29 protein-coding genes are annotated in these 26,518 nt (G+C 67.7%); 12 read left to right on the top strand and 17 right to left on the bottom strand.

Annotated elements, in window-relative coordinates:
* Positions 1–109 precede the first annotated feature (109 nt).
* Positions 110–2,596, top strand: a complete 2,487-nt coding sequence (locus E0H73_RS22760; protein ID WP_131359799.1) for a DUF4091 domain-containing protein — start codon at positions 110–112, stop codon at positions 2,594–2,596.
* On the opposite strand, the gene E0H73_RS22755 is transcribed toward E0H73_RS22760, so the two are convergent.
* The 3 genes from E0H73_RS22755 to E0H73_RS22745 form a co-directional block, all read right to left on the bottom strand.
* A complete protein-coding gene (locus tag E0H73_RS22755) occupies positions 2,585–3,670 on the bottom strand; it encodes an abortive phage infection protein (protein ID WP_131359797.1) in 1,086 nt (361 codons plus the stop codon). The genes E0H73_RS22760 and E0H73_RS22755 overlap by 12 nt on opposite strands.
* Positions 3,671–3,777: 107 nt before the next feature.
* Complete coding sequence (locus tag E0H73_RS22750; protein ID WP_131359795.1) at positions 3,778–4,494, bottom strand: class F sortase; 717 nt, start codon at positions 4,492–4,494, stop codon at positions 3,778–3,780.
* Position 4,495: 1 nt separating this feature from the next.
* On the bottom strand, positions 4,496–5,494 hold the full coding sequence (locus tag E0H73_RS22745; RefSeq protein WP_238164176.1) for a hypothetical protein: 999 nt from the start codon (positions 5,492–5,494) through the stop codon (positions 4,496–4,498).
* A gap of 217 nt (positions 5,495–5,711) precedes the next feature.
* On the opposite strand from E0H73_RS22745, the gene E0H73_RS22740 reads away from it, so the two are divergent.
* The gene (locus E0H73_RS22740; RefSeq protein WP_131359791.1) at positions 5,712–6,416 is read left to right on the top strand and encodes a TetR/AcrR family transcriptional regulator; all 705 of its coding nucleotides are present in this window, start codon (positions 5,712–5,714) and stop codon (positions 6,414–6,416) included.
* Between the two features lie 275 nt (positions 6,417–6,691).
* Here the strand turns inward: E0H73_RS22740 and E0H73_RS22735 are convergent, their stop codons facing one another.
* The 3 genes from E0H73_RS22735 to E0H73_RS22725 are packed head-to-tail and all read right to left on the bottom strand — an operon-like array spanning position 6,692 to position 10,254.
* Positions 6,692–8,179: a dihydrolipoamide acetyltransferase family protein gene (locus tag E0H73_RS22735; protein WP_131359789.1), complete on the bottom strand. Its 1,488-nt coding sequence runs from the start codon at positions 8,177–8,179 to the stop codon at positions 6,692–6,694.
* The gene (locus E0H73_RS22730; protein WP_131359788.1) at positions 8,176–9,162 is read right to left on the bottom strand and encodes an alpha-ketoacid dehydrogenase subunit beta; all 987 of its coding nucleotides are present in this window, start codon (positions 9,160–9,162) and stop codon (positions 8,176–8,178) included. Before E0H73_RS22730 ends, E0H73_RS22735 begins: the two co-directional genes overlap by 4 nt.
* Positions 9,163–9,165: 3 nt before the next feature.
* Positions 9,166–10,254 carry a thiamine pyrophosphate-dependent dehydrogenase E1 component subunit alpha gene (locus E0H73_RS22725; RefSeq protein WP_131359786.1) on the bottom strand — a complete coding sequence of 363 codons (1,089 nt, stop codon included), beginning with the start codon at positions 10,252–10,254 and terminating at the stop codon, positions 9,166–9,168.
* Positions 10,255–10,372: 118 nt separating this feature from the next.
* Between E0H73_RS22725 and E0H73_RS22720 the strand changes: the two genes are divergently transcribed.
* Positions 10,373–10,861 (top strand): Lrp/AsnC family transcriptional regulator, encoded by a 489-nt coding sequence (locus tag E0H73_RS22720; RefSeq protein WP_131359784.1) that lies wholly within the window; start codon positions 10,373–10,375, stop codon positions 10,859–10,861.
* Here the strand turns inward: E0H73_RS22720 and E0H73_RS22715 are convergent.
* Complete coding sequence (locus E0H73_RS22715; protein ID WP_131359782.1) at positions 10,858–11,835, bottom strand: LacI family DNA-binding transcriptional regulator; 978 nt, start codon at positions 11,833–11,835, stop codon at positions 10,858–10,860. The genes E0H73_RS22720 and E0H73_RS22715 overlap by 4 nt on opposite strands.
* A 78-nt stretch (positions 11,836–11,913) precedes the next feature.
* On the opposite strand from E0H73_RS22715, the gene E0H73_RS22710 reads away from it, so the two are divergent.
* Complete coding sequence (locus tag E0H73_RS22710) at positions 11,914–13,227, top strand: Gfo/Idh/MocA family protein (RefSeq protein WP_131359780.1); 1,314 nt, start codon at positions 11,914–11,916, stop codon at positions 13,225–13,227.
* Here E0H73_RS22710 and E0H73_RS47295 read toward each other — a convergent pair.
* The 3 genes from E0H73_RS47295 to E0H73_RS22685 form a co-directional block, all read right to left on the bottom strand.
* On the bottom strand, positions 13,171–14,145 hold the full coding sequence (locus tag E0H73_RS47295) for an AAA family ATPase (protein ID WP_238164175.1): 975 nt from the start codon (positions 14,143–14,145) through the stop codon (positions 13,171–13,173). The two genes, E0H73_RS22710 and E0H73_RS47295, sit on opposite strands and share 57 nt — an antisense overlap.
* Before the next feature lie 58 nt (positions 14,146–14,203).
* On the bottom strand, positions 14,204–15,184 hold the full coding sequence (locus E0H73_RS22695) for a hypothetical protein (RefSeq protein ID WP_202867513.1): 981 nt from the start codon (positions 15,182–15,184) through the stop codon (positions 14,204–14,206).
* Between the two features lie 86 nt (positions 15,185–15,270).
* The gene (locus tag E0H73_RS22685) at positions 15,271–16,272 is read right to left on the bottom strand and encodes a magnesium and cobalt transport protein CorA (RefSeq protein WP_131359776.1); all 1,002 of its coding nucleotides are present in this window, start codon (positions 16,270–16,272) and stop codon (positions 15,271–15,273) included.
* Positions 16,273–16,375: 103 nt separating this feature from the next.
* Between E0H73_RS22685 and E0H73_RS22680 the strand changes: the two genes are divergently transcribed.
* A complete protein-coding gene (locus E0H73_RS22680) occupies positions 16,376–17,338 on the top strand; it encodes a 2-hydroxyacid dehydrogenase (protein ID WP_131359773.1) in 963 nt (320 codons plus the stop codon).
* Here the strand turns inward: E0H73_RS22680 and E0H73_RS22675 are convergent.
* The 3 genes from E0H73_RS22675 to E0H73_RS22665 are packed head-to-tail and all read right to left on the bottom strand — an operon-like array spanning position 17,328 to position 19,182.
* Positions 17,328–17,837, bottom strand: a complete 510-nt coding sequence (locus E0H73_RS22675; RefSeq protein WP_131359771.1) for a DinB family protein — start codon at positions 17,835–17,837, stop codon at positions 17,328–17,330. The two genes, E0H73_RS22680 and E0H73_RS22675, sit on opposite strands and share 11 nt — an antisense overlap.
* A gap of 36 nt (positions 17,838–17,873) precedes the next feature.
* Positions 17,874–18,752: an alpha/beta fold hydrolase gene (locus tag E0H73_RS22670; RefSeq protein WP_131359769.1), complete on the bottom strand. Its 879-nt coding sequence runs from the start codon at positions 18,750–18,752 to the stop codon at positions 17,874–17,876.
* 19 nt (positions 18,753–18,771) lie between these two features.
* On the bottom strand, positions 18,772–19,182 hold the full coding sequence (locus tag E0H73_RS22665; protein WP_131359767.1) for a VOC family protein: 411 nt from the start codon (positions 19,180–19,182) through the stop codon (positions 18,772–18,774).
* A 99-nt stretch (positions 19,183–19,281) separates the two neighbouring features.
* Here E0H73_RS22665 and E0H73_RS22660 point away from each other — a divergent pair, with 99 nt between their 5' ends.
* On the top strand, positions 19,282–19,656 hold the full coding sequence (locus E0H73_RS22660) for a VOC family protein (protein ID WP_131359765.1): 375 nt from the start codon (positions 19,282–19,284) through the stop codon (positions 19,654–19,656).
* 50 nt (positions 19,657–19,706) lie between these two features.
* On the opposite strand, the gene E0H73_RS45975 is transcribed toward E0H73_RS22660, so the two are convergent.
* Together E0H73_RS45975 and E0H73_RS22655 are read right to left on the bottom strand one after the other, a co-directional pair.
* Positions 19,707–19,844, bottom strand: coding sequence for a hypothetical protein (locus E0H73_RS45975; protein WP_165555786.1), 138 nt, complete (start codon positions 19,842–19,844; stop codon positions 19,707–19,709).
* Complete coding sequence (locus E0H73_RS22655) at positions 19,841–20,212, bottom strand: nuclear transport factor 2 family protein (protein ID WP_165555785.1); 372 nt, start codon at positions 20,210–20,212, stop codon at positions 19,841–19,843. Before E0H73_RS22655 ends, E0H73_RS45975 begins: the two co-directional genes overlap by 4 nt.
* 46 nt (positions 20,213–20,258) lie before the next feature.
* Between E0H73_RS22655 and E0H73_RS47990 the strand changes: the two genes are divergently transcribed.
* The 3 genes from E0H73_RS47990 (at position 20,259) to E0H73_RS22645 (ending at position 23,843) form a co-directional block, all read left to right on the top strand.
* Positions 20,259–20,387 (top strand): hypothetical protein, encoded by a 129-nt coding sequence (locus E0H73_RS47990; RefSeq protein WP_272949145.1) that lies wholly within the window; start codon positions 20,259–20,261, stop codon positions 20,385–20,387.
* A gap of 363 nt (positions 20,388–20,750) precedes the next feature.
* Positions 20,751–21,605: an SGNH/GDSL hydrolase family protein gene (locus E0H73_RS22650; protein ID WP_238164174.1), complete on the top strand. Its 855-nt coding sequence runs from the start codon at positions 20,751–20,753 to the stop codon at positions 21,603–21,605.
* A 333-nt stretch (positions 21,606–21,938) separates the two neighbouring features.
* Positions 21,939–23,843 carry a heparinase II/III domain-containing protein gene (locus E0H73_RS22645; RefSeq protein WP_131359761.1) on the top strand — a complete coding sequence of 635 codons (1,905 nt, stop codon included), beginning with the start codon at positions 21,939–21,941 and terminating at the stop codon, positions 23,841–23,843.
* Between the two features lie 3 nt (positions 23,844–23,846).
* On the opposite strand, the gene E0H73_RS22640 is transcribed toward E0H73_RS22645, so the two are convergent.
* Positions 23,847–24,425, bottom strand: coding sequence for a mycothiol transferase (locus E0H73_RS22640; protein WP_131359759.1), 579 nt, complete (start codon positions 24,423–24,425; stop codon positions 23,847–23,849).
* A gap of 63 nt (positions 24,426–24,488) precedes the next feature.
* On the opposite strand from E0H73_RS22640, the gene E0H73_RS22635 reads away from it, so the two are divergent.
* Genes E0H73_RS22635 through E0H73_RS22625 form a run of 3 tightly spaced genes read left to right on the top strand, consistent with a single transcriptional unit; the run spans position 24,489 to position 25,927 of the window.
* Complete coding sequence (locus E0H73_RS22635; protein ID WP_165555784.1) at positions 24,489–24,974, top strand: DUF2199 domain-containing protein; 486 nt, start codon at positions 24,489–24,491, stop codon at positions 24,972–24,974.
* Entirely contained in the window at positions 24,971–25,462 is a 492-nt protein-coding gene (locus E0H73_RS22630; protein WP_165555783.1) for an NUDIX hydrolase, read from the top strand. Before E0H73_RS22635 ends, E0H73_RS22630 begins: the two co-directional genes overlap by 4 nt.
* Before the next feature lie 27 nt (positions 25,463–25,489).
* Positions 25,490–25,927 (top strand): VOC family protein, encoded by a 438-nt coding sequence (locus E0H73_RS22625; protein WP_131359754.1) that lies wholly within the window; start codon positions 25,490–25,492, stop codon positions 25,925–25,927.
* A 1-nt stretch (position 25,928) separates the two neighbouring features.
* On the opposite strand, the gene E0H73_RS22620 is transcribed toward E0H73_RS22625, so the two are convergent.
* Positions 25,929–26,507, bottom strand: a complete 579-nt coding sequence (locus tag E0H73_RS22620) for a hypothetical protein (RefSeq protein WP_131359752.1) — start codon at positions 26,505–26,507, stop codon at positions 25,929–25,931.
* Positions 26,508–26,518: the final 11 nt, after the last annotated feature.

The raw sequence follows: 26,518 nt of genomic DNA, 5'->3' as shown, positions 1-26,518 counted from the left end.
CAAGCCTTGACAGTCGGCATCCTCGCTCCTACGGTGAGCAACCAGGTGGATTATGGCCATGACCGTAATCCGACCGACCTACCGTGAGGCTACCTGAGAGGGGCCGGTCGTGAGGAAGTTCGGGTTGTTGCTGACGGCAACCATATTGGCTGCCGGAAGTCTGGTCCAGGCCGGTACGGCGCAGGCCGCCGTACCAGCCGGGGTGTTCCAGGATTTCGAGACCGATGCCGACCTGACGGGGGCGACCGTCACGCTGCCGCAGGCCGACAAGATCGAGCGGACCGCCGATCCGACGCACGGCGCCTCCGGGGTGAAGTTCAGCATCGCGCCGGCCGGTACGCCGGGAGCCACGGCCTCGTCGGGGCTCACTCTCAACGCCGGCACGCCGAGCCTGCCGGTCAGCGACTGGTCCGGTCACACACTGCTCGGGTTCGACTTCTTCACAGAGCAGGACTACTCCGTCGTCGGCCGGATCACCGTCCGGGACCAAGCCAACAAGGCCTACGGCGTCAACTACAACATCAACGCGCGCAGCTGGACGCCGGTCGATCTGCGGCTGAGCGCGATCACCGCCGCCGGCGTCGACATCAGCCGGATCGCCTACATCGGCATCTCGATACCGCGTGCCGGTACGACGGTCGTCGGCCACTACGACGCCTTCCGGCTCGTCGACACCGACCCATACGACAAGTCCGCGTACGGCGATCTGGCGGCGGCGCAGCTGCTCCGGCTGGCGGACTTCAACGGCGTACTGACCAAGCTGGCGAGTCAGATCGCCACCATGGACCGTCAGCTCGGCCACACGCCTGCCGATGAGCGGCTGCGGGCACAGGTCGATTCCGCGGAGGCCCAGTGCGCCGAGTTGCGCCAGACGCTGGCCGCCGGGCCGATGACGTATGCGCAGTACGCGCCGTTCAACGCGGGCGTCACCGCGTTGCAGCGATCGGTGCCACGACTGGCGAACACCATCCAGGCGCGGTTGCACGACAAGCATGCGGACTTCGGGTTGGAGTCAGCCGACTCGATGGCGCTGGTGTACCCGAAGGACCTGCCGTTCAGCTCGACCGGACCGTCGCCGTTGGTGTCGCTGACCCGCGGCGAATACGAGAACGTGCAGGCCGTCGTACTGCCGTTCGCCGAGGAGCTCAACGGCGTACAGGCCAAGGTGACCTCGGTGTCCGGACCCGCAGGTGCGCTCACTGCCTCGGTCGCGCCGGTCGGATCGCTGAACGTGACGCCGACGAACCAGTACCACCGTCCGACGTACGCCGGCTGGACGCCGGACCCGATCCGCGACGACCTGTCCTCGGTGGATGTCCCGGCCGACACGATCCAGCCGTACTGGATCCGGTTGAAGGCCTCGCCGGACGCGCGGCCCGGCGTCTACAAGGTGAAGGTCGACTTCTCCGCGGACGGCAAGCACACCCGGACAATGACGGTGTCGGCGACGGTGTGGCCGGTGACGATTCCGGACCGGCCGAAGCTCAACACCACCTTCCAGTTCACGCCGGCGATCGTGAACGACATCTACGGGATCACCGATCCGGCCGAACAGGAAGCGACCAAGCACACGTACTGGTCGTTCCTGAACGACTACAAGATCGAGCCCGACCAGCTCTACACCTGTCCGTGCATCCCCTCGAGCCCCGGCCCGGTGATCGTGCCGACCCCGGTCGAGGACGTGCTCTACATCCGCGACCACTACGGGCTGCGTGACTTCAACGCCTTCTACCTGTGGGCCGGCATGCTGAACCCGTCGAAGCCGGAGACCTGGCAGGCGCAGATCGACACCTGGATCTCACAGCTGCGGACCGCGATGGACAGCTACAAGGCCGCCGGGGTCGACAAGTACGCCTACGTCTACGGGTTCGACGAGGCCAACGGCCCACTGTTGCAGGCCGCGAAGCAGACGTTCGCCGCGGTGAAGGCCGCCTTCCCGGACGTGCCGATCATGACCACGCTGCGGGACAACTCGATGGGCGTCGACACCGGACTGGCCGGGCTGGTCGACATCTGGGCGCCGCAGCAGGACCTGTACAACCAGACCGTGGCCGAGCGGACCAGAGCCCGCGGCGACCAGGCCTGGTGGTACCCGGACATCGCCACCGGTTCGCCGTTGCCGAACTGGTTCAACGGCTACCCACCGATCGACTCACGCACGCTGATGGGCCCGATGTCGTACAAAGCCGGCGTCGAAGGCGTCCTGTACTACGCGACGAACCGGTGGCTCCGTTCGGACCACGCCAACCAGTTGCTGGTGAACGACGGGATCCTGTCGGCCTGGAAGGCGGCCACGTTCAACGGCACCGCGGGTGACGGGTCGATGTTCTACCCAGGTCCGACCGGGCCGATGGCCTCGATCCGGCTCGAGAACTTCCGCGACGGCATGGAGGACTACAACCTGCTCTGGCTGCTGTCGCACGACGTGGCGGCCAAGCCCCACCTGCCACCCGCGCTGAAGGCGCACGCCGCCAAGCTGCTCGCGGCCGACGACGTGGTCACCGATCAGCGCAACTTCACTGAGGACCCGGTCCGCTACCGGCACTGGCGCACCGACGTGATCGCGACCATCACCGCGGTCGGGTTAGTGCACTAGGTAGAGGCGGGAGACCGCCCGGAAGGACTCCTTCGGCTGCCAGTGGTACGGCGATGCCGGGTCGTCGGAGTCCTTCCGGATCACCTTGCTGAGACTGAAAGCAGCGATGTCCTCGTCGTGGGGTCGGTCCTGCGGGCGGTGCGACGCGCCGAGGAGGCCTTCGGCGGTGAAGACGTCGAGCATCGTGGCCAGGTGGTTGGCCTGTTCCTGCTCGTCGCGGACGTACTGCGGCGGGACGACCGGTACGTCGCCGCTGTAGTCGACGATGTCCCAGCCCATCCCGCCCACCTCGGCCGCGCCGGTGAACGTGCAGCAACCGAACTCCAGGATCATGATCGGCTTGCCCCACCGGCGGAACGGCGCCAGCTCCTTGGTGTGGTCGGCACGGTTCGCGTGGTACGAGTAGTAGTCCAGCCCGACGATGTCGAACAGCGACCAGTCCACCTGCTCCAGGTCCGACGCGGCGCCGTAGGTGATCCGGCCCTTGAAGTTGCTGCGGGCAACCTTCACCATCCGGGCGGTGAAGACGCGGAACTTCCGCTGCAGCTCGGCCAGGTCGAACTCGCCCTTGGTCAGGTACTCGACCCGCTCGAAGAAGGTTGCCCCGGGCACGATCCCCGGGGTGAACAGCATGAACTCGCAGCCGATCACGAGGATCACCTCCTGGTCGTAACGGCGGCGCAACCGCTCCGCCTGGACCGCGACCTTCCGTAGCTTCTCCAGCTCGTCGGCCTGCGGTTCGTCGAACGAACGCGGCTGGATCGACACGGTCTGCCCTTCGTCGAGCGCGGCCGTGGCGGTGTCGACGAGACGGCGTACGTCGCTGCCGTAGATGCTGACCCAGTTGGCGTGCAACCGGTGCCGGACGGCGTGGATCTCGCCGCGCATGATGCTGTTCCGCCAGAGCGCGCGGCTGTCGTCGCCGAGGAATCCGGTCCCGGTGTCGTAGGCGACACCTTTGAGCTCGAGCTTGCGCCGTACTCCGGCCGAAGCGGTCTGGGTGCTGGAGGCACTCGCCGCCGCGACCGCGAGGAGTCCCAGGAAATGCGCACGATTGATGCGGGGAGTCGTCATGCTCCTCAGGTTGTCCCGGGATCGGCGGCACGTCGTCGTACCGAGGTCCCGGGCGTCCTGACTTTGGTCGCCGGAGATCGAGTGGCCGGCCCACGCGGGCCGGTCACTCACTTCTTCTGATGCGCAATCACCACGGCATTGCTGAGGAACGCCGTGCCGTCCCAGTCCTCGCAGGTGACCAGAACCAGCCGGCCCGGAATGGTCTGGTTGAACACCTGCGCGGCCTGGGTCGCGAGCGCCTTCTTCCGATAGGTGGTCACCGACGCGACCACGTAGTTGAGCGTCCCCTTGCCCGTGGTGACCTTGACCGCGTCACCGGCCTTGAGCCGACCGAGGTCGTCGAACGCGCCGCCGCCGTCGTGCACGGTGTGGCCGGTGATGATCGCCGAACCCTTGGCCGCGCCGGGTTGAGCACCGTCGGACCACCAGCCGACCAGCTGCGGGTTGGACGGCGGGATGAGAGCACCACCGCGGGCGCGGATCCTCAGCACGCGGGCGGAGACCCCGAGACTCGGGACGGACACCCGTACCGGGTTGCCCGGCCGCGCCGGAGCGGTGCTCCGAACCTCGGGAGGGAACGTCGTCTTCGGCGCTGTGCCCTTCGGTGCGGTCGCGTTCGGTGTAGTGGCCTTCGCCCTGGTGGACTTCGGCGACGGTTTCGTCGGTACGGCGGACGTCGTACCGGTTGGGGCCGCGTCAGTGCTGTTGTCCGGCCTGAGCTGGAGGTAGCCGCCGGTCAGGAGTAGTACAGCGCCGACCGCCAGGGCCCCGATCGTCCACCACGACGAACGAGCGCGACCCGGGCGGCGACGCTGTGCGGACATGTCAGGCAGCGTGGTGACCGCGGTTCTGCCGTGACTTCAGGATGCCGGCGAACACGAGCACACCACCGAGCATGATCAGGCCAAGGCCCCACACGCTCTGGTGACCGGTGATCGTCGAGGTGAGCTTGAGCCCACCGGACTGACCGGCGTCGACCTCGGTCGGAACCGCGACCGGCGAAGTCGAGGTGCTGGTCGGGCTGTCCGTCGGCACGACCGACGGCGAGTCGGACGGCGTCGCACTCGGGCTATCGGACGGCGTGCTCGGAGTGTCGCTCGGCGACGCGCTCGGGGTGTCGGACGGCGACGTGCTCGGTGTGTCGGACGGCGACACGGTCGGGCTATCGCTCGGCGACGTGCTCGGGCTATCGGACGGCGACACGGTCGGGCTATCGCTCGGCGACACGGTCGGGCTGTCGGACGGCGACGTGCTCGGGCTACTGGACGGGCTATCGCTCGGGGACACCGGCGGCGTCGGTGTGGTCGTCGTCTTCTCGACACAGAAGCGTAGGTGGCCGATGGTGTAGTACTTCCCGGTCGCCGACCGAACCGGTGCGTGTACGCCGGTCCCGGAGGTGACGCCGGCAGGCCGGTAGTCGAAGAAGCCCGCCGCGTAGCCGAAGCTGGCCGGGTCGGCGCCGTCGGTCTTGACGTTGACCAGTACACCGCGCACCGTGCCGCCCGTCGCGGTGAAGTCGACCACCGTGCCGCCGGTCTGGTCACCGGGGTGATCCGGGTCGTCCTGCTGGAGCGTGCTAGCGGTCCAGCTCACCGTCACGCCGTCCACGGTCTTCTCGCCGGGAGCCGGCGGGGTGTCGTCGGTCCCGTCGAACGCGATCTCGGTCGAACCCGGGATCACGTCGATGCAGGCCGGGGTGCCGTCGATGATCTCGCCGTTGGCCGACGCGGATGGCGCCAGGGCCAAGGTGACACCGCCGAGGACCAGCGTCACCGCACCGGCTCCACCGAGCAGCGCAACCACTCGAGAGCTCTTCGATTTCACGCGCGCGTCCGAGGATGCGTCGTTCACAAGTCTTCCCCACTCAATGCTCTGAGACCGCGGCCGGACCGACCGGCGGCGTCGTCGTCGCTCCCCCCGGAGCCATTCCCGGGCGGCCCCGGGAACCCCGGAATTTTGGTCCTCTCGCGTTGTCGCGCGCAAGGAACCTCGCCGCGATCTAACACAAAAACATCGTGTCAGTTCGTGAGACACTGTTTTCGTGCGCGAAGCAGATCAGAAGACGGTGCTCGGATCGGTGTGGTTGCGGTCCGAGCCGGACGCGACCAAGTCGCCGCTGAGCAGGGACGACATCGTCCGTACGTCGATCGAAGTTCTCGACCGGGACGGGCTGGACCTGTTCTCGATGCGGCGAGTGGCGGCGGAGGTCGGCACGGCCGCGACCTCGGCGTTGTACTGGCGGATCGCCAACAAGAACGACCTGCTCGAGCTGGCCGTCGACCAGGTGCTGGGTGACGCCTTGGTCCCACCTGGTGACGGCGATTGGCGCGACCAGGTGACCGTGGTCGTGCGCGCGGCGTACGAGGCGCTGTGGATTCATCCCTGGGCGCCGCAGCTGCTGGCGTCGCATGCCGGGCTCGGGCCGAACTACCAGGCGCTGGCCGACCAGATGCTCGCGATCCTGCGGGCGGCCGGCTTCAAGGGCGTGCATCTGGACTCGGCCATGTCGGCGATCTTCCACTACCTGATCGGGTCCGCGGTCACGGACGCCGCGTGGTCGGCCGTCGTACGGCGGAGTGGTCTGAGCGAACCGGACTGGGCGTCCGAGGCGGGCGAGCAGCTGGGGGTGGGCGCGGCCAGTCTCGCGGCGTACCTGAACCGCGAGAACCTGGCCGGGCCGGAGGCACGTTTCACTTCCGGGCTGCGGGTCATCCTGGTCGGGCTGCGGCCGCGGCAGCTGTCCTGAAGGCTCGACGTCGGGGGAACAGTTCGGCGCGGCCGTGACACCTTGTGGGGACTGTGAACAGGTCCTGCCGTGTCCACAGTCCCCACATCCTGTTCACAGCTCCGGGCTGAGGACTTTGTGCACGGCTCGACCATCTCGGCGGCTGTGTGGTGGTTGATCGGTGCACAAGGTCATGGGTGTACGGCGATCGGCTCGCCCGCGGGCTGGTTGGCTGGTGGTTGATGTGGACTTGTGTGGAAGGGCCGACGGTCACCGGCCTGATAACCGGGATACAGCTAGAGGTCGGCGAAGGCTGAGGCCGGGTTCTCGAAGGCGTCAGCGACGAAGCGGAGGAAGGCGGCCGCGGTCCCGCCGTCGCAGACTCGGTGGTCGAAGACTAGCGACAGTTGGGTGAGCTTGCGGATCGCGATCTGGCCGTTGACCACCCACGGACGGTCGATGATCCGGCCGACGCCGAGGATCGCGACCTGCGGGTGGTTGATGATCGCTGCGCTGCCGTCCACGCCGAAGCTACCGTAGTTGTTCAGCGTGAACGTGCCACAGCCGAGCTCGTACGGCGTGAGTCGACCGGTCCGCGCGGATTCGGTCAGTCGGCGGATCTCGCCATCGAGGGCGCGCGTGGTCATGGTGTGCGCGTTCGCCACTGCCGGTACGACGAGGCCGCGGTCGGTCTGGGCTGCGAGTCCGAGGTTGATGCCGTCGTACTGGACGAGCTCCTCGCGCTCGGTGTCGACGAAGCCGTTCAGCTCCGGGTAGCGCTGCAGGCCGGCTACCGTGAACCGCGCCATCAACGCCAGCAGGCCCGGCCCGGAATCCTTTGCCGAGCGCAACGACTCGCGCAGTTCGACCAGGGCGGTGGCATCTACGTCCACCCACGTCGTCGCCTCGGGGATCTCCGCTCGGCTCCGGGTCAGCGTCGCTGCCACAACCTTCCGGAACCCACTCATGGGGATCCGCCGCAGCTCGGGCAGCCCGGTCCGCGAACTCACCTCCTCGACCTGCGGTGCCTTCTCGAACCGTTGGGCGATTGCCTGCTCGACGTCCCGGCGAACGATCAACCCGTCCGGCCCGGAGCCCGTCAATGTCTTCAGATCCACCTCAGCATCCCGCGCGATCCGCCGCACCAGCGGCGAGACCACCAACGGCACCCGCCGCGCACTCCCCACGTCCGGCGCCGACCCGCTCGCGGGCGTACCGGAGCTGTTCGCCGGCATAGCGGCGCTGCGCGCCGGCTGGAGGTGGGGGCGGGGTTTGCGGCGCCGACCTGAGCCGGTGCCGGCACCCGTGCCGTAGCCGACGAGCACGCTCCCGGAGCCGGCCCGCTCCTCCTGCCGGTACGCCTCACCAGCCACCTCGGACCGTGCACCGCCGTCCTGCCGGCTGTTCCCAGCCGCGCCCGCGGACCGTGCACCGGACCCGGCAGGCTCGTCCTGCCGGCTGTTCCCACCGCTCACCTCGGACCGTGCACCGGACCCGGCAGGCTCGTCCTGCCGGCTCCCACCGGCGGGCGCAGGCCGTGGATCGGCGTCTACCGCTCCGATGGTGATGAGGGGTTTGCCGACGGGGATGGTGGTGCCGGGGTCGCCGTGGAGTTCTTCTACGACGCCGGCGTACGGGGACGGGAGTTCGACGATGGACTTGGCGGTCTCGACCTCGGCGACCGGGGCGTCGACGGTGACGACGTCGCCGACCTTCACCAGCCAGCGGACGATCTCGGCCTCCGTCAGACCTTCGCCGAGATCGGGAAGCAGGAAGGTGTTCACGAGTCCTCCCACTGCAGGTCGTCGACCGCGTCGAGGATCCGGTCCACGCCGGGCAGCTGGTACTTCTCCAGCTTCGGCGGCGGGTACGGGATGTCGAACCCGGTCACCCGCCGGATCGGCGCGGCCAGCGAGTGGAAGCACCGTTCGGTGACACGGGCAACGATCTCCGACGAAACACTGGCGAACCCACTGGCCTCCGCGACCACGACAGCCCGCCCGGTACGCCGTACCGCCGCACACACCGTCTCGTCGTCGAACGGCACGATCGACCGCAGATCCACCACGGACAGCTGCCGGCCCTCGGCCGCCGCGACCTCTGCCGCCTCCAGCGCAACGGGCACCGTCGGCCCGTACGCGATCAACGTCGCGTCCGCGCCTTCCCGCCGTACGACGGCCGTGCCGATCCCGGGCTGGTCCTCGGTGAGGTCGACCTCCTCCTTGGCCCAGTACAGCTTCTTCGGCTCCATGAACACGACCGGATCCGGCAGTTCGATTGCCCTGCGCAACAACGTGTACGCGTCCGCGACCGTGGCCGGCGCGACGACAGTCAGGCCTGGCGTGTGCGCGTAGTAGCTCTCCGACGAGTCGCAGTGGTGCTCGACGCCGCCGATCCCACCGGCGTACGGCATCCGGATCACCATCGGCAGGGTGATCTTGCCGCGAGTCCGGTTCCGCATCTTGGCAACGTGCGACACGATCTGCTCGAACGCCGGGTAACCGAACGCGTCGAACTGCATCTCGACGACCGGCCGCATCCCGTTCATCGCCAGGCCCACCGCCATACCGACGATGCCGGACTCGGCCAACGGGGTGTCGAAGCAACGATCCTCGCCGAACTCCTCGGTCAGTCCGTCGGTGATCCGGAAGACGCCGCCGAGCGCTCCGACGTCCTCACCGAACATCAGCACGGTGTCGTCGGCCTTCATCGCGTCGCGCAGAGCCTGGTTGAGGGCCTGCGCCATGGAGATCTTCATGTGGGTCATCGCTCAGACCTCCTCTCGCGCCAGCTCGTCGCGCAGGAACGCCGCCTGCTCGCGCAGTTGCTGGGTCTGCTCGGTGTAGAGGTGTGCGAACAGTTCCCTCGGATCCACTTCGGGCTCCGGCATCAGCCCGTCGCGCAACCGCGTCCCGACCTGGTCCGCCATCGCCGCCGCGCGCTCGCGCACCGCGTCGTCGAGCCAACCCTGCTCGTTGAGGTACGTCTCGAGCCGCTTGATCGGGTCGCGCTCCAGCCACGGCGTGACTTCGTCGTCCTCGCGGTACCGGGTCGCGTCGTCAGCGTTGGTGTGCGCCTGCACCCGGTACGTGTGCGCCTCGACGAGCTGCGGGCCTTCGCCCGCGCGCGCCTTCTCGACGGCTTGGCCGAGGACAGCGAGCAGCCCGGCCAGGTCGTTGCCGTCGGCCCGTTCGCCGGGGACGCCGTACCCGATGCCCTTGTGGGCCAGCGACGGCGCGACGGTCTGCCGGGCGAGTGGCACCGAGATCGCGTACTCGTTGTTCTGGATGAAGAAGACGACCGGGGCGTGGAAGACGGCGGCGAAGTTCAGCGCCTCGTGGAAGTCGCCTTCGCTGGTGGCGCCGTCGCCGCAAAGCGCCATCACCACCGTGTCCTCGCCCTTCAGCCGGGCCGCGTGCGCGACGCCGACCGCATGGGTGAGCTGTGTCGCGAGCGGGGTGGACTGCGGCGCGACGTTGCGCGCGTACGGGTCGTACCCGGAGTGCCAGTCGCCGCGGAGCAGCGTCAGCGTCTCGATCGGGTCGACGCCGCGGCTCACGATCGAGACCGTGTCGCGGTACGTCGGGAACAGCCAGTCGCCCTCGCGGAGCACCATCGTGGCCGCGATCTGACAGGCCTCCTGGCCGTGCGACGACGGGTAGACGGCGAGCCGGCCCTGGCGGACCAGCGCGCTGGCCTGGTCGTTGATGCGACGGCCTTCGATCAACTGAACGTAACCGTCGACGAGGGCTTCCTTGGTGGGCAGCCGGTACGACGGGTGGTCGTGCTGAACGCCGTCCTGGTCGATCAACCGGACGGGTTCGGCGGAGGGGAGCAACTGCTCCTCGACGGTGGTCATGGACCCTCCTGCGCAGGAGACGGACGGTGGCCTCATCGTCGTACTTCTGGCCAATCGGATCCAGACCTGTGAGAATCACGAGACGTTTGGTCCAATCTGTCGAGCGAGGGGGAGCACGATGTCCGACGAGGTGACGGTCCACCGGGCCGGTCCTGGACAGATGGTCGTGGCCCCGGCGCTGGACGAGGTCGACCGGCAGATCGTCGAGGCGCTCGGGCAGGACGGACGGCTCTCGATCCGGGCCCTCGCCGACCAGGTCCACATCTCCCGCGCGAACGCCTACGCCCGGGTCGAGCGGCTCACCGCGACCGGCGTGATCACCGGTTTCACCGTCACCGTCGACCCGTTGAAGCTGGGCCTCGCGACGTCGGCGTACGTCACTCTCAGTCTCCGCCAAAGCTCCTGGCGAACGCTTCGGGAGCAACTCCAAGCCATCCCCGAGATCAAACACATGGCGCTGGTCGGCGGCGACTTCGACGCCATCCTCCTGGTCCGAGCCGCCGACAACGAAGGCCTCCGCCGAGTAGTCCTCGAAAAACTCCAAGCCATCCCCGAAGTCCTGGCCACCCGAACAGCCCTGATCTTCGAAGACCTCGGAACGCTCTAGCAGCCGCAGGATCTTCTGAGGATCAGGTCGGTGGGGTAGGTGAGGGACTGGACGGCGTCTTCGCCGTCTATTAGGCGGCTGACGGCTTCTCGGGCCATGCGGTCGAGGGGTTGGCGTACGACGGTTAGGGGTGGCCAGCTGTATTCGGTTTCGGCTGTGCCGTCGAAGGCTACGACGGCTATGTCGTCGGGGACTCTCAGGCCTGACTCGTGGATCGCGCGGAGTACGCCGACTGCTTGCAGGTCTGAGCTGGCGAAGATCGCGGTCGGTCGTTTCGTTGCCGCGAGCAACTCTCGGCCGGCGTCGTACCCGCCCTGCCGGCTGAATCTGGCCCGCGCAATCGGACCGTCCTCGAGCCCTGCCTGGCGAAGTGCGTCGCGCCACCCAAGCTCACGCTCCGGCGCCCGACCGCCAGTGCCGCGACCGCCGATCACCAGCCCGATCATGCGATGGCCGTGCTCGATCAGATGCTTGACGCCGGCCCGCGCACCCGCGCGGTACTGCGGCCGGACCGAGCTCACGGACGGCAGCACCCGGTTGATGGCGATCACCGGGATGCCAACCTCAGTCAGATCCGGGTCCTCGGTCGGAGCAACCAGGAGCAAACCGCTGACCTGGCGGATCAGCAGTTCGGCGATCTTGGCCTGCTCAGTCACCGGATCACCGTCGGCGCTGGTCTGCAGAACGACGTACCCGCGGGCCGACGCCTCTTTGTCGATCGCCTTGGCGAGCTCGGCGAACAACGGATTCCCGCCGTCCGGCGTGATCAGCCCGAACGTGCGCGTCGTACCCATTCGCAACGCTCGGGCGGTCGCGTTCGGCCGGTAGCCGAGCACGCGGATCGCCTCCAGAACCCGCTCCCGGGTCTCCGGCGCGACCCGCCGCGGACCTTCGTTCACCACATAGCTGACCACCGCGGTGCTGACCCCGGCGTACTCCGCGACGTCGTTCCGGGTGACCGGCGCTTTCGGCATGAGCCGATGGTACGACGGTTGACCGGTTTGGAAAGCGGTTGCTAGCGTGCTGTTCTACACGAGTAGAAAGGGTCCGCCGTGCCCAGACGTTATGCAGTCGCCGGAACCGGGTCGCGAGCGCGGGCGTACGTCCGCGCGATCTTCGAGGAGCACCCCGAGGAGGCGCAACTGGTCGCCCTGCTCGACCCGAACCAGGGCCGCCTCGCCTTTCACCAGCGGTACGTCAAGGAGCTCGGTGGTCCCGAGCTGCCGCAGTACGGCGCCGACGATCTCGAGCGGATGATCAAGGAGCAGTCCGTCGACCGGGTCGTCGTGACGAGCCCCGACTACACGCACGCAGCGGTCGTGTCCCGGATCCTGCGCGCCGGCGCCGACGTGATCGTCGAGAAGCCGCTGACCATCGACGCGGACGGCACCCGGCAGATCGTCGCCGCGATGAACGAGTCCGGCAAGTCCGTGGTCGTCACCTTCAACTACCGCTACTCGCCGCGAAACAGCGCGCTGCGGCAGGTGATCGCGGACGGCGAGATCGGCACCGTCACCAGCGTCGAGTTCCAGTGGGTGCTCGACACCCGGCACGGCGCGGACTACTTCCGCCGCTGGCACCGCGAGAAGAAGAACTCCGGCGGCCTGATGGTGCACAAGGCCTCGCACCACTTCGACCTGGTGAACTGGTGGATTGCGTCGAAGCCGACCAAGGTGTACGCGTCCGGCGGCCTGTTCTTCTACGGCGCGGACAACGCGGCAGCCCGTGGCCTTGGGCAACGACCCGCCCGGGGCACGATCGAGGGTTCGGCCAACGATCCGTGGCTGCTGGATCTGCGCACCGACGAGATCAACCGGCAGCTGTACCTGGACAGCGAGCAGTACGACGGTTATCTGCGCGACCAGGATGTGTTCGGTCCGGGGATCACGATCGAGGACAACATGGCCGTCGTCGCGGAGTACGCGAGTGGCGCCCGGCTGAGCTACTCGCTGAACGCGCACTCGCCGTGGGAGGGCTATCGGGTGTCGGTCAACGGCACCGAGGGCCGCGCCGAGCTCGAGGTCATCGAGCGGGCGGCCGTGATCGATGATCAAATCGACCCGAGCTACCCGTCCGACCGGGTGATCTCGGGCGACGTGCGCTCCAACGGCGAACGGCTGCTCCTGCAGAAGCACTGGGCACCCGCGGTTGAGGTCGAGATCCCCCGCGGCGTGGGTGGGCACGGCGGCGGCGACCGCCTGCTCTACGACGACCTGTTCAAGGGCCCGGGCAACGACCCGCTCGGGCGTGCCGCCGATGTCCACGACGGCGTCCGCGCCGTTGCCGTCGGCATCGCCGCCAACCAGTCCCTAGCCACCGGTCAGCCGGTCGTCATCGCCGACCTCGAGCTGGGCGGCTGGGTCTAACCCGGTCTCACGAAGGATCTGCTGGACGGTCGCCTCGAGCGAGCTGGTCTGATCGATCACCGTCTCGCGCGGCCAGTCCAGCAGATCCTGCGGCCGGTACCACTCCGCCATGGCCTCGGCCGTGAACGCCGAAGCCTTCTCCCGCATCCCATGCCGCCGAACGGTCTCCTCGAACGGAATGTCCAGGTAGTAGAAGTACGCCGACCCCGCGTAGTCACGGGCCAGCTCCGCGAACATCTCGGCGTACCCGAGTGTCGGCATGATGCCCTCGACCACAGCATGAAAGCCCCGCCCGAGCGCATGCCGCGCAATCTGCCCGATCATCGGAATGCTCGCGTCATCCGGCCGCCCCGGCTCCTGAAAGATGATCCGCCGCACATAGTCCTGCTCGATCCAAGCAACCCCAGGCCCATACGCCGCCCGAACACCTTCAACAATCGAACTCTTGCCTGAGCCAGAGTTACCTCTGATCACGATCAGCCGGGGATCCACCCGTAGTTGTCTACCAGGTGGTGGAGAGGCCGGGGTGGTGGGTGCCGAAGGTCCATTCGTAGCCTTCGGGGCGGCTACTCGGCAGCGGTAGTTGCCCCACTCGGTGGTGGCTGGGGTCCAGATGGAGTCGGCGCCGGCGGCTACCGCGGTGGCGTCGACGGCGTTGACCTCGGCCTCGGTGTCGAAGGCGATGTAGGTGCCGTGGCCGACGGTGTCGCCCTTGCGGGTGGGCCTGTCGTAGCCTTCCTCGTCGGTGAAGAGCGTGAAGGCGACGCCGCCGTACCGCATCTCGGCGTGCATGATGCCGCCCTTGTCGTCCGGAACCTCCATCGTGGTCTCGAAGCCGAAGGCCTTCTCCAGCCAGCGGAGGGCGCCGAACGCGTCGCGGTAGCCGAAGTACGCGTGGAACGTTGCTGAAGTAGTCATGTACCCAGGATCGATCGAGTAGCGGACAGGTTTCGTCCGCTACTCGATCACCCTTCGACTACTTCTGGAACTGGCCCGGGCCGAGGACCTGCCAGCCCTTGGTGGTCGGCGTCTTGATCAGGTCGAGCGGCATCACGAACGTGTGCACGACCTTGTTCGGCCGGCTGATCGCCCAGAACGTCGGGTTCCGCGGGTTCGAGCGGTCCCACGCGATGCCCTGGCCCTGCACGTCGGGCAGGTCGACGGTGGCGATCCAGCGCAGTTCGGCGCCCGCCGTCGGCAACTCCATCACGTACGCCTCACCGAGGTCGTGACCGGTCAGCCAGAGCCGGCCGTCCGGGCCCCATGAGCCACCGGAGTTCGACATCGGCTTGAACCGGTCCAGGATCGGCTTCGGGATCGTGTACGACGCGAGCGGCTCGAACTTGTCGTTCAGCTTCACGATCTGGGTGTTGTACGTCTGGCCGTACGGTTCACCGGTCTCGTCCGAGATCTCGTCGTAGTTGGCGAACCCGGCCCACCACGCGCCGTCGTGCCGGTCCAGCCAGGTGAGTGAACCGCGGTAGATGCCGAACGAGTACGAGTCGATGTGCTTCATCGTCTTGGTGTCGAACACCTCGATGGAGCTCTCCATCGGCCAGTCGGAGTAGTTCGAGTGGACGGCGTACAGCTTCGAACCGACGACCACACCACTGTCCATGTGGATGAACGGGCCGGCGGCGTCGCCGGCGAACTGCAGCAGCGGCTCGCCGGTGCGGCGGTCGTGCTTGGTGATCGTCCGATTGTTGACAGCGTAGAAGTACTTCGCGTCGACCGCGATCGCCTGGTTCGCGTCGAAGGCGGCGTACGACGTGAGCTGCGTCGCCGGGTACGACGGCGGCTCGGCCGTCGCACTGGCCTGCGCAGCGGGCGCCGGGGCCGCAGCGGGAGCCGGGGCCGCAGCGGGAGCCGGGGCCGCGGGACGGACGGCCGAGGCGGACGGGATCGCCACAGCGGCCAGGACGGCCGTCGCGGCGATGAGGGTGGGGAGCTTTCGCATCACAAACCTCCGGGGGGATGGATCCTGCTCCCCGACCCTCGGTGCCGCACGGGAACGACCGCGGACGGCCGCATGAACCTGCCGCGTCAGGTAGGTTGCCGGGCCGCTCGCTGCCGGCGGAACCAGACGAACAGGGCGAGGCAGGGAATCAGCAGGCCGCCGACCCCGAGGACGAGGAAGTCCCACTCGGCGCCGATGTGGTCGACCAGCCAGCCGAAGTTCTGGCCGAAGAACCCGGTGACGAAGGTCAGCGGCAGGAACACCGTGGCCAGGATGGTCAGCTGCTCGATGGTCGCGTTCTGCCGCACGCTGACCTTGGTCTGCTCGACCGAGATCACCGCCATGTTCGCCTCCAGCACGGTGGCGAGCAGGTCCCGCTGGGCGGCGACCTCCTCGTTCACCAGCACCAGGTGGTCGTGCACGTCGCGGAAGTACGGCAGCAGGACGGTGTTGCGCGCACCCCGCTCGATGGTCGCGAGTACGGCGAGCAACGGGTGGACCGCGCGATAGAAGTCGGTGACCTCGCGACGGAGGAAGTAGATCCGCTCGGTCGGCGCGACCGAGCCCGCGAAGACGGTCCGCTCGACCTGCTCGATGTCGCGTTCCAGCTCGGCCACGACCGGGCCATAGCCGTCGACCACCTGATCCAGGATCGCCCACAACACGGAGTTCGTGCCGACCTCCAGCAGCTCGGGCCGTTGCTCGAGACGGATCCGGGCGTCGTGCAGGTCGCTGGCGACGCCCTGGCGGACCGTGATCACGAACGACGGTCCGACGAACACACTCACCTCGCCGAAGTCCACCTCCTCCCGCTGGTCGTCGTACCGGGCGGTGCGCAGGATGACCAGGCGGATGTTGCCCTCGTACGGCTCGACCTTGGGGCGGAGGTGGAAGGTCTGCGCGTCCTCGACGGCCAGTTCGTGCAGGCCGAAGCTCTCCCGGACCTGGACGAGTTCCTCTCCGGTGGGCTCGAACATGCCCAGCCAGACGAATCCGCCCTGCTTGCAGTGGGCGGCGGCATCCTCGACCGACATCGCCCCGGTGTGCTGGCGGTGTCCGTCCCGGTAGTAAGCGCAGTCGATGATCATGATGACCTCCTCCCCCGATCGTCGTCCGTTCCGGCGGCGGGAAATAGGGTTGGGCGGGAAAGCGGCGGTGAACATCGGTGCAGGACGCGCGAGGAGGACTCTGATGGGACTACCAGTGGTGCTGATGCCGGGACCGATGCACCCGGCGGTCGCGGCGCGTCTGGACGGTCACTGTGAGCTGATCCGGCTCTGGGAGGAGAGCGACCCGGACGCCGTCCTCGCCGCCCGGCGCGACGAGATCGTTGCCGTCGCCACCGGTGGTTCGCTGATCGACGGCGCATTTCTGGACCGGTTGCCCGCCGTACGCATCGTGGCGAGCTTCGGCGTCGGGTACGACCGGATCGACGCGGCCGCGGCGGCCGAGCGCGGCGTCGTGGTGACGAACACGCCTGGCGTTCTGGACGACGAGGTGGCCGACACCGCGCTTGGGCTGCTGCTGATGACGGTCCGCGAACTGCCCCAGGCCGAGCGCTACCTGCGGGCCGGGAAGTGGCAGGAGGACGGCGCCTACCCGTTGACCAAGGCAACGATGCACGGCCGCCGGATGGGCATCCTCGGCCTCGGCCGGATCGGGCAGGCGATCGCGGACCGGGTCGCTCCGTTCGGCATCTCCGTTGCCTACCACAACCGCCGTCGCAAGGACGTCGGCTACCGCTACTACCCGTCGCTGCTGGACATGGCGCGCGACGTCGACACGCTCATGATTGTCATCCCCGGCGGCGACTCCACCCGCCACCTCGTGAACGCCGAGATCCTGGCGGCACTGGGTCCGGACGGCATCGTCATCAACGTGGCCCGCGGCTCGGTCGTCGACGAACAAGCCCTCGTCGACGCCCTCCGCGACGGCACCATTCTCGCGGCCGGCCTCGACGTCTTCGAACACGAGCCGAAGGTCCACCCCGACCTGCTGACGCTGCCGAACGCCGTCCTTCTACCGCACGTCGGCTCGGCCACCATCCCCACCCGCAACGCAATGGCGGGCTTGGTCGTCGAGAACCTGACCAACTGGTTCGCCTACAACGCCCCACTCACCCCGGTCCCGGAGTCCATCCCGCTCACGACGTAGGCAGATCCCAGATTCGCTCGGTCTCCCAGGCGTATTCCCAGGCCTGGATGTCGGGGGGCTCGATGCCGAAGCCGGTGAGGATCGCGCAGACCTGCTCGCGGTGGTGGTTGGCGTGGTTGATCGCCTGCGCGATGAAGATGCCCAGCCTGGTACCGCGGGTGTTGTTGTCGACGATGATGATGCGCTCGACGTCGATCGGCTTGGAGAGGACGTCCTCCCAGACCGCGCCGGCCTCGCCGTTCCAGCGTTCGAGCGCGTCGAAGTCCGGCGTCTCTTCGCTGTCGACGAAATCGAGAGGGCTGTCGGCGATGCGGCGTACGTAGCTGCCGTCGCAGCGGACGATGTGATCCAGCGTCGCCACGATCCCGCCGTACGTACCGACGCCGGTGACCTCGAGTTGCTCGGCGGTCAGGCCCTGCGCCCGGCAGAACTGGATCAGGCTCTTGGTCGCCCAGTTGTTGTGGCGGATCGGGTCATACAGCACATCATTGAGTCCCATACTCCAGGCTAGACCGGACGCATCGCGTTCCTGTACTCAATTTCCGCTGGTCAGCGTGGTCAGGACGTCGCCCCAGTAGTCGTGCAGTACGGCGAGATGCGTCGTCTGCTCGCGGACGATCAGGGTCGCGTGCGGGAGGTGCGTTGCGAGCCAATGGCCGTTGCGGACGGAGGCGTTCGCGTCGAGTTCGCCGTACCAGAGGAAAGTGGGACAGATGATCTCATCGGGGCTGAAATCCCAACGCCTGAAGGAGATCGCGGCGTCGCGAAGGTAACCGTCCGGGTTCGCGAGTGCTTCGCGGACCGCGGCCGCAGCGGCCGTTGTTCCTTGCCTGGTGGCGATGTCCTCGTCGTACGGCGGTAGTTGCGCGACGAAGCGACGTACCAGGGCTTCGTCGTCGGGATCGCTCGGGTTGAGACGGTCGACGTACTGCTGGAAGTCAGCGCGCATGTGCTCGACGGCCTCGTCCGGAGTCATGCTCGCGAGCTGCGCGAAGAAGGCTTGCTCGTCCGGGCCGAAGTCGTCGCGGTGGTACGGCGGGTCCAACTCGGGAACGTTGGCTGGGCTCGCGAGTACACCGACTGCGGTCACGCGGTCGGGATGCCGCGCGGCGCAGGCCAGTGCGTACGGGCCGCCGATCGACATTCCGAGTACGGCGAATCGGTCGATCCCGAGCGCATCCGCGACCGCCACGACATCGTCCGCCACCGACAGGTGCGTCGACCCGTGCGGATCCGACCGCCCGTAGCCCGGACGGTTCACCGCGACGAGACGTACGACGGCTCGCAGCGCGGCCTGCTGGCCCGGATACGCGGCATGCCGGGTATCCGGGCAGCCTGGCAGGAACAGCACCGGCGTGCCGCCGGGAGAGCCGCCGGACCAGATCTGGACCCAGCGACCGTCCCCCAGCCGCACCCCTGCGTCCGCCCGCGAATCAGCTGCCGGCGACGTTCACCATCCAGTTGACGCCGAACTTGTCGGTGACCATGCCGAACTCGTCGCCCCACATCTGCTTCTCCAGCGGGACCGTCACCTTGCCGCCCTCGGACAGCTTCGCGTACCAGCCGCGCAGGTCGTCGCCGTCGTCACCGCTGAGGCTGATCGCCATGTTCTCGCCGGGGTTGTACGGCATCCCCTGCGGGGTGTCGGCCGCCATCAGGGTGAACCCGCTCGGCGTCTCCAGTTGGCTGTGCATGAGTTTGTTGTCGTCGTCCGGTCCGTGGCTCGCACCGAACTCGGCGAACGTGTTCGACTGCACCTCGCCCCCGAACACGCTCTGGTAGAACTCCATCGCCTCCCGTGCGCTGCTCTCGAACTGGATATACGGATTGAGTCGAGACGCCATTGGAAATCTCCCCTTCCCCCTACGAAAACCGCTCTTTGCCCGCACAGTAGACCCCGCCGCCGACAGTCCGCGAGACCGTGCGGCGGTTAGGGTCGGCGCATGATCCTGCGACACATCACCATCGATGCCGCGAACCCGTACGAGATCGCGCAGTTCTGGTGCGCCGTCACCGGCTGGCCGCTGGGCGAAGGCGACGAGCCGGGCGACGACGAGGTCCTGGTCGACGCGCCCGCGCCGATCCCCGGGATGCTGTTCATCGCCGTTCCCGAGGCGAAGTCGGTCAAGAACCGCGTGCACATCGACTGGGTGCCGACCGAGCGGACCCGCGACGAGGAGGTCGAGCGCCTGCTCGGCCTCGGCGCCGGCATCCACGAGGACCACCGCCTGCCCGACGGCCGCGGCTGGGTCACCATGCTCGACCCCGAGCGCAACGAGTTCTGCATCGAACGCAGCGAGGCCGAACGCTCGTCCTGACGCTCGTCGCTCACTGGCCGCAGCCGTTCCTGACACGTCCCGGCGGCTTGTCAGGCATCGGGGCTGGGCGGGAAGCGGTCGAGGTAGGCGCGGGCGCGCGGGCGGGGATCGGGATGGAACAACTCCTGGTCCGCCCGCTCCTCCGGCGTACGACGGAACGCCCCAGCCGGGGTGTACCGCTCCCTCACGTGATCGCCGTGGCCTGCGACCAGCGAATCTGCCAGCCGTCGGCCGTACGGCGATAGCAGTCGAGATGCCAGGCCTCGAGGTCCCCGGGTTCGCGACCGCCGACCGAGATCTCGATCGCGGACCGATACCGCAGTACGGCGACATCACCGTCGAGCATCACGTCGATCTCGGTGATCGGCTCGAACCGCCGGTAGTCGATCTCGCCGGACTCGATGCCGCCGAGGTACTCCGCCTTGGTCCAAGCGAGCCCGCTCGGCGTCACGATGACGAAGTCGTCCGCGTGCACCGCGTCGGCCTCGGCAATCCTGCGGTCCACCAGGAACGTCAACCGGTCCCGCTCGATGGTTCGCAACCTGTCAGCTTCCACCGTCGAAAACCTACCGTTCGCCCAGTTCGTCCGGCATCCTCGACTCATGAAGTGGTTCAGGCGAAAGAAGAAGGACCCGGAAGAGCGTGACACGACGCCGCGCCAACGTCCCCCCGCCGAGGTCAAGGACCTCCGCGCGCGCCTAACCAGCGACGGCTTCACCCTCAAGCACTGACCCTGACCGGGCAGGCTCTGACCACAGCCGCCTCAGGTGCACACACCGGCGCCGCGACCACATCCGTAGTCGACTGCGGGCGGCAGCCCGCCCTCAAGGCCGGGCGGGCGGGAGCGTCCGCGAGCACGCGACGCCAGGAGCGCGTAGCGGATGCGTGGGACAGCCTCCTACACCCGTCGTATGCAACTTTCCGCGCCGCCCAGACATCAGATAGGTAGAGGCGTCGGCCGACTGCTTGCTTGTCCGGCTTGTCTAGTCTCTGTTCGGGCAGGCGCCCGCGGAACATGCAACGTTTTGCAGGGTTCCCAACGTTGAACGCAATAGAGGGGTCAGTAAGCGTGAGTCTGGGGGGAGTGACGGCTGTTGAGTCAGCGACGCCGGCTGCGTGAGCATGTCATCGACCCGATCGTCGCCATCACGGTGACGCTTGCGGTCCTGACCCTTATCGGCGGCCTGCTGGTTCTGCTGGAGCCGCCGCGTCCGGGCACCGCGATCAGCAACGTCATCGCACCCGATCCCTCCACCGGCCCTCCGTCCGAGCCGTCTATCGGCGGCGCGCCGGAGCCGGCCGATCCCGCGCCGGCCCAGGACGACTACGGGTCGGGGAAGCTGGGTTCCTGGCAGAACCTGGCCCGCCGGATCGCGTCGGAGGACCGGATCCGGGACACGCTGATGTTCAACGGGATCTTCATGTTCGGCGACAGCATCTCGGTCCAGGACGGTGCGGCCCTCGAGCGCATGGTGACCGCGCAGACCGGCGACTCGATCGCCAGCCACGACTGGTCCGGTGAGCCGGCCTCAGCCGCGGTCGACGCGCTGGCGGAGTGGTCGCACCGCTACGGCCTGCCCGGCCGGATCGTGATGGCGGTCGGCACCAACGACATCTTCGACCCGCCGGCGTTCGCGGCGCAGGTCGAGCGCACGATGGAGATCGTGGGCCCGGTGCGGACCGTGTACTGGGTGAACGTGCACGCCGGCCGCTTCAAGAAGTCGGCCACCGTCCGGGCCGCCGACGAGCGGAACAGCGCCTGGATCAACCAGCAGCTCGACCAGGCCGCGGCGCGCCATCCGAATCTGAAGATCGTGCGTTGGGCCGAGTACCTCGCCACACAGCCGAGCGGGCCCGCGACGTACCTGCGCGACGGCGTACACACGACTGAGCCGGTCGGCCAGGACGCCCGCAACACGCTGATCCTGAAGGCGATCCAGGGCCACTGAGTCTTGCCCTTCCGGGCACTCCGGGAACCGAAGTAGGGGATCCGGACAACCTTTTCTGTGGGTCGAATCATCAAACACACAGACGAGGCATTCACCTTGGGGGGAAGATGACGGCGAAGCTCGAGTAGGCACCGCACACCCGCTGCCACGCAACGTTTCCGGGGTCTCCCGGCGTTGACCGGGTAAGGGCGCAACAACCACACGCACGGGCCGCGGCCCCGCCGCCGGCCTTGGCGTCACCATCACCGGACCAGTCCACGGGATACGTCTGTCCTGATTCAGGTCTAGACCATAAATACGCATGCCCTTGTGAGTGTGCAGTGAGGAACGACCATGCCCGCGCACCGCCTTCGCCTGGCCGGCACGACCGTGCGACTCAGCCTCGCCCTGCTGCTGAGCGCGGTCGTCGTCGTGGCCACCCTGGTGATCCCCTCGAACGACTCCACTCCGGAGGCCGCACCGGACCCCACGGCCGTACGGACCCCCGAACCGTCGCCGGTCCCGTCGACGAAACCGGCACCGCCGCATCGCGACGGCTACGCGTGCCCGACGTACTCCGGGATCGATCGGCCGAATCCGCTGGCCGACCTCTACCGCGACACGTTCACCTGGGGGACCACAGCGCCGTACAAGGTCGGGGACGGCAAGGGAAACATCAACTGGCGAGTGAACCCGGACAACAACCCCAGCTGGTACATGTGGCTGCACTCGCTGCGCTGGCTTGGGCAGGGGATCACCGCGGCCGGCAAGGGCGATCGGAACGCGCTGGCCCGGGTCGCTGCGATCGCACATGACTGGGTGAACGACAATCCGCACTCGTGGAAGGGTGACGTCGGCGCGTACGAGTCGACCATGCACCGGACGAACGTACTGATCTGCTTGCGGCAGGCAACATTGTCCGCACTGCACGTGTCCCGGCTGCCGCTGAACTATTCCTGGCTGGACAAGGCGTTGCTCGACCACGCGTGGTTCCTGCAAAAGAACTGGAGCGGCGCCTGGAACCACGGCACCGACGAGAGCATCGCGCTATTCGGCGTCGGCTGCACGCTCGGCCGCAGCGATCTGAAGAAGCTCGCCGTCAGCCGGTTGACCAGCGCGATCACGACCTCGATCGACGCGCAGGGTTCGACCAACGAACAGTCCACCTCGTACGCGCAGTTCAACTACTCGCTCTGGGGCCGGGCAGTCGACGTACTGCAGCAGTGTGGCGTCGACGCGGGTACGACGATCAAGGCGCGCCGGCTCGAGCTCGCGAAGTGGCTCGCGCTCGGCACCAACTCACTCGGCCGCCTGCACCAGATCGGCGACACCGAGGTGGTCAAGACGTACCCGTTCCCCGGGACCGGAGCCCTCGAGTACGCCGGCAGCCTCGGAACCCACGGGATCCGGCCGACCGAGCGGATCGGGATCTTCGATGCCGGGTACATCTTCGGCCGGACCGGGTGGAGCGAGACCAGGCCGTTCACGCAGGAGTCGTCGTACAGCATCCGGTTCGGGCCGGCGCGGGCGTTGCATGGGCACGACGACCACACGTCGATCACGTACACGTCGCACGGCCGCGACATCCTCGTCGATGGTGGGCACGCCGGGTACAAGAACGACGACTGGCGGGTGTGGGCGAAGAGCGAGTTCGCCCACAACGAAATGACAGTGCTGGGGACGGACTCGGCGCGCCCCACGACAAAGCTGGAGCGGTCGTCGATCGCGAAGACCTCGGAGTTCTACGAACTGAGCGACTCGCTGGGCAGCGGCATCGAGCGGGACCGCAGCGTGCTGGTGATGAGGGATCCGGATCTGATGGTCGTGCTCGACCGCGGTACGTCGTCGTCGAACGAGGACTACCAGACGTTGTGGCACCTGCCATCGGACCAGAAGGTGACGGTGCAAGGCGCGCAGGCCGTCGCACTGGCGCCGGGCGACCGGACCAAGACCACGCTGCTGCAGATCCCGTTCCAGCAGGACGCGACCCCGATCCAGGTTGCGACCGGCAAGACCGATCCGATCCAGGGCTGGCACTTCCTGACCATCGACAAGCGCAAGCCGGCGCCGGTGGTGAAGTTCACGCGGTCCGGGCGGAGCGCGTCGATCCTGTCGGTCATCGTGCCGACGCGCTCCAACGCACGGATCAGCTACACCACGTCGTGGCAGGGATCGCGGATGCTGATCAACCTCAAGGTCGACCAGGTCACGACCACGGTCGCGGTCGCTCCGGACGGGACCCTGCAGCGGATCAAGTGAGCGTCAGGCAGGTTGCGAGGTCTTGGCGCCGACGGGGTGCCAGCCGTCGGGCGGGTCTTCGCCGACCCGTCCGTCGATGGATTCGCGGATGAGATCGGCGTGGCCGGTGTGACGCCCGTACTCCTCGATCAGGTCGCAGACCAGGCGGCGCAGGCTGGCGTGCTGCCCGTCCGGCCACGCGATGTGCGCAGGCTGGTCGAGCCCGCCGTCGGCGACCGCGGCCTGAAGGGTCGCCCGGGACCGCTCGACCGCGCCGTCCCACCACGCGTACAGCTCCTCGGGTGTGTCGTCGACGGCGGAGTTGAACTCCCAGTCGTTGTCGTCACGCCACCCGTTCACGGTCCACGGCTCCCCCATCGGTTCACCGCGGAACTTGACCTTGAACATGTAGTCCTCGTTCGCGGCCAGGTGCTTCAGCAACCCGCCGATCGTCAGCGTCGACGCGCCGATCCGAGCCTGCATCCCGGCCGCATCCAACTCGTCCGCCTTGAACCGGAACGTCGTACGCAACCGCTCGAGCGCCCCAACCAGTTGCGCAACCTCATCACCCGCCACCGGCGGTTCCCACGGAATCAAGCTCATGCCCGCCACCGTAAACCCCATTCCGGACACTCCCCTTCCGGAACAACCACTACTCTCTTCCAAGTGACGATCAGCGGAGAGACCTGCACCTGCGGACGGGCCCTGGATGAGCACGATCGGCATGTTCGCTTCGAGCTGCCGACACCGATCTGGGATCTCCCGGAACGGGAGCGAACGCCGGGGACGTGGTTGAGTCATGGGACTCCGCGGGAGTCGGTGATGATGCAGGTGCCCGGGTTCGGGGCGTTCGTCCGGGTTCTGTTGCCGATCCAGCTGGAGGACGGCTACACGCTCACGTACGGCGCTTGGCTGGGGATCCATCCGGACGACCTGCAGCGGACGTTCGCGGCGTGGTGGTCGCCGGAGTACGACGAGCTCCGGGTCGAGGGGCGTCTTGCGAACACGATCGCGCCGTGGGGTCTGCTCGGCGTGCCTGTCACGGCGACGGTCCGCGATCCGGATGAGACGCCGTACCTGACTGAGTCCTCGGACCCGCTGATGGCGCGCGTTATCGGAGACGTCTGGCCGCACGACGAGGTGCTGTCGTGACGGCGCGGTACTGCGGGGTGATTGCGAGGTATGACGGGCAGGTGGCGTTGGTGCGGGAGCGGTATGACGCTTGGGATGCGGAGTACTGGAATTTGCCGAGTGGGGCTGTGGAGGACGGGGAGACGCCGGCGGGTGGTGCGGTGCGGGAGTTGCGGGAGGAGACGGGGCTCCGGGTCGAGGAGGGCGCGCTCGAGTTGGTGTGGCGGACGATCTCGACGGTTGACGGCAACGCGGCGACGGAGTCGTGGAACTACGTGGCTTCGGTGGGCGATCCGTCGTTCTGCATCGACGATCCCGACGGGTACATCAAGGATGCGCGGTGGTTTGCGGTCGAGGACGCCGTACGGCTGCTGCGGCAGGTCCCGTACCCGCCGCTCGCCGTACCATCCAGCCACTTCCTGCAGACCGCCGAACGGCTGGTCTGGAACTTCACGCCCGCCAATGACGGCCGGTGGGGCTGGTCCCACTTCCCAATTGTTCAAGCCTGAGGGCCCGGTCTGCGCGAGCATGGAGTCATGAGCGAGAACGTGACGATGGGTACGGCGAGCGTCGTACCGGAGCTGGTGTATCCGGATGTGGGCAAGGCCGTCGACTGGTTGTGTGAGGCCTTCGGCTTCACGGAGATGTGGCGAGTCGGCAACCATCGGGCGCGGATCCGGTACGGGAACGGGATCGTCGCGGTGTCCGACGCGGCCGAGGAGTACGGCCGGCGTGCCCCGGATCCTAGTGCGACGACGCATTGCCACGGCGTCATGCTGAACGTCGAGGACGCCGACGCCCACCACGCCCACGCCCGCCAAGCCGGCGCCACCATCCTGAGCGAGCCGGCCGACTATCCGTACGGCGCCCGCCAGTACACCGCCGAGGACCTCGCCGGCCACCGCTGGACCATCTACCAAACCCTCAACGACGTACCGTCTGAATCCTGGGGCGGCACCTCGAAGAGACCCTGAGTCAGCGCGGTATCCAGCCTGTACGCTCGTAGATGTTCCGATCGCCGAGCCAGGTCCGGTACTCGGCATAGCTCCGTACGCCGGCGTCCAGCACCGCCTGGTACAGCCAATAGCCGTACGCCCGCTCCCCGATCGCAACAGCTTCTTCCTTGATGCCCAGCACGCGATCACGCAACTCCGGGGTCAGCGCATCCCGGACGGCCGCGGTCAACGGCGCACCGCTTGAGGCACCGCGCTTCATCACCCACATGTCGATCGTCCACATCTCGTCCGGTGTGAGCTCGTACTCGAGCTTCCAGTACTGCCCTCGTTCGTGCCGATCCCGGGCGTCGAGGTATGTGATCCGCCGCGACTTCGGCAGCTCCGCCAGCGGCTGCATCACCGCGAACCCGTCCGCCACCTGCGGGTCGTCCGAGTGGATCTCCAGATCGATGTCGGGTGCCACTACGACCCCGATCCCGACGGAGCCGACGATGTCCACGTCGCCGTACTGGCTCCACCGTCCGAGCAGATCCAGCTCACGCACGAGTTCGTACGCCGTGCTCAGCCGCGCGTCTGCTCTCGCCCTGAGATCACTCATGAGAACCACCC

The organism is Kribbella pittospori (assembly GCF_004331465.1).
Classification (GTDB): Bacteria; Actinomycetota; Actinomycetes; order Propionibacteriales; family Kribbellaceae; genus Kribbella; species Kribbella pittospori.
Note: the sequence above shows the minus strand (reverse complement) of the source record. Positions and strands in the feature narration are given on the sequence as shown.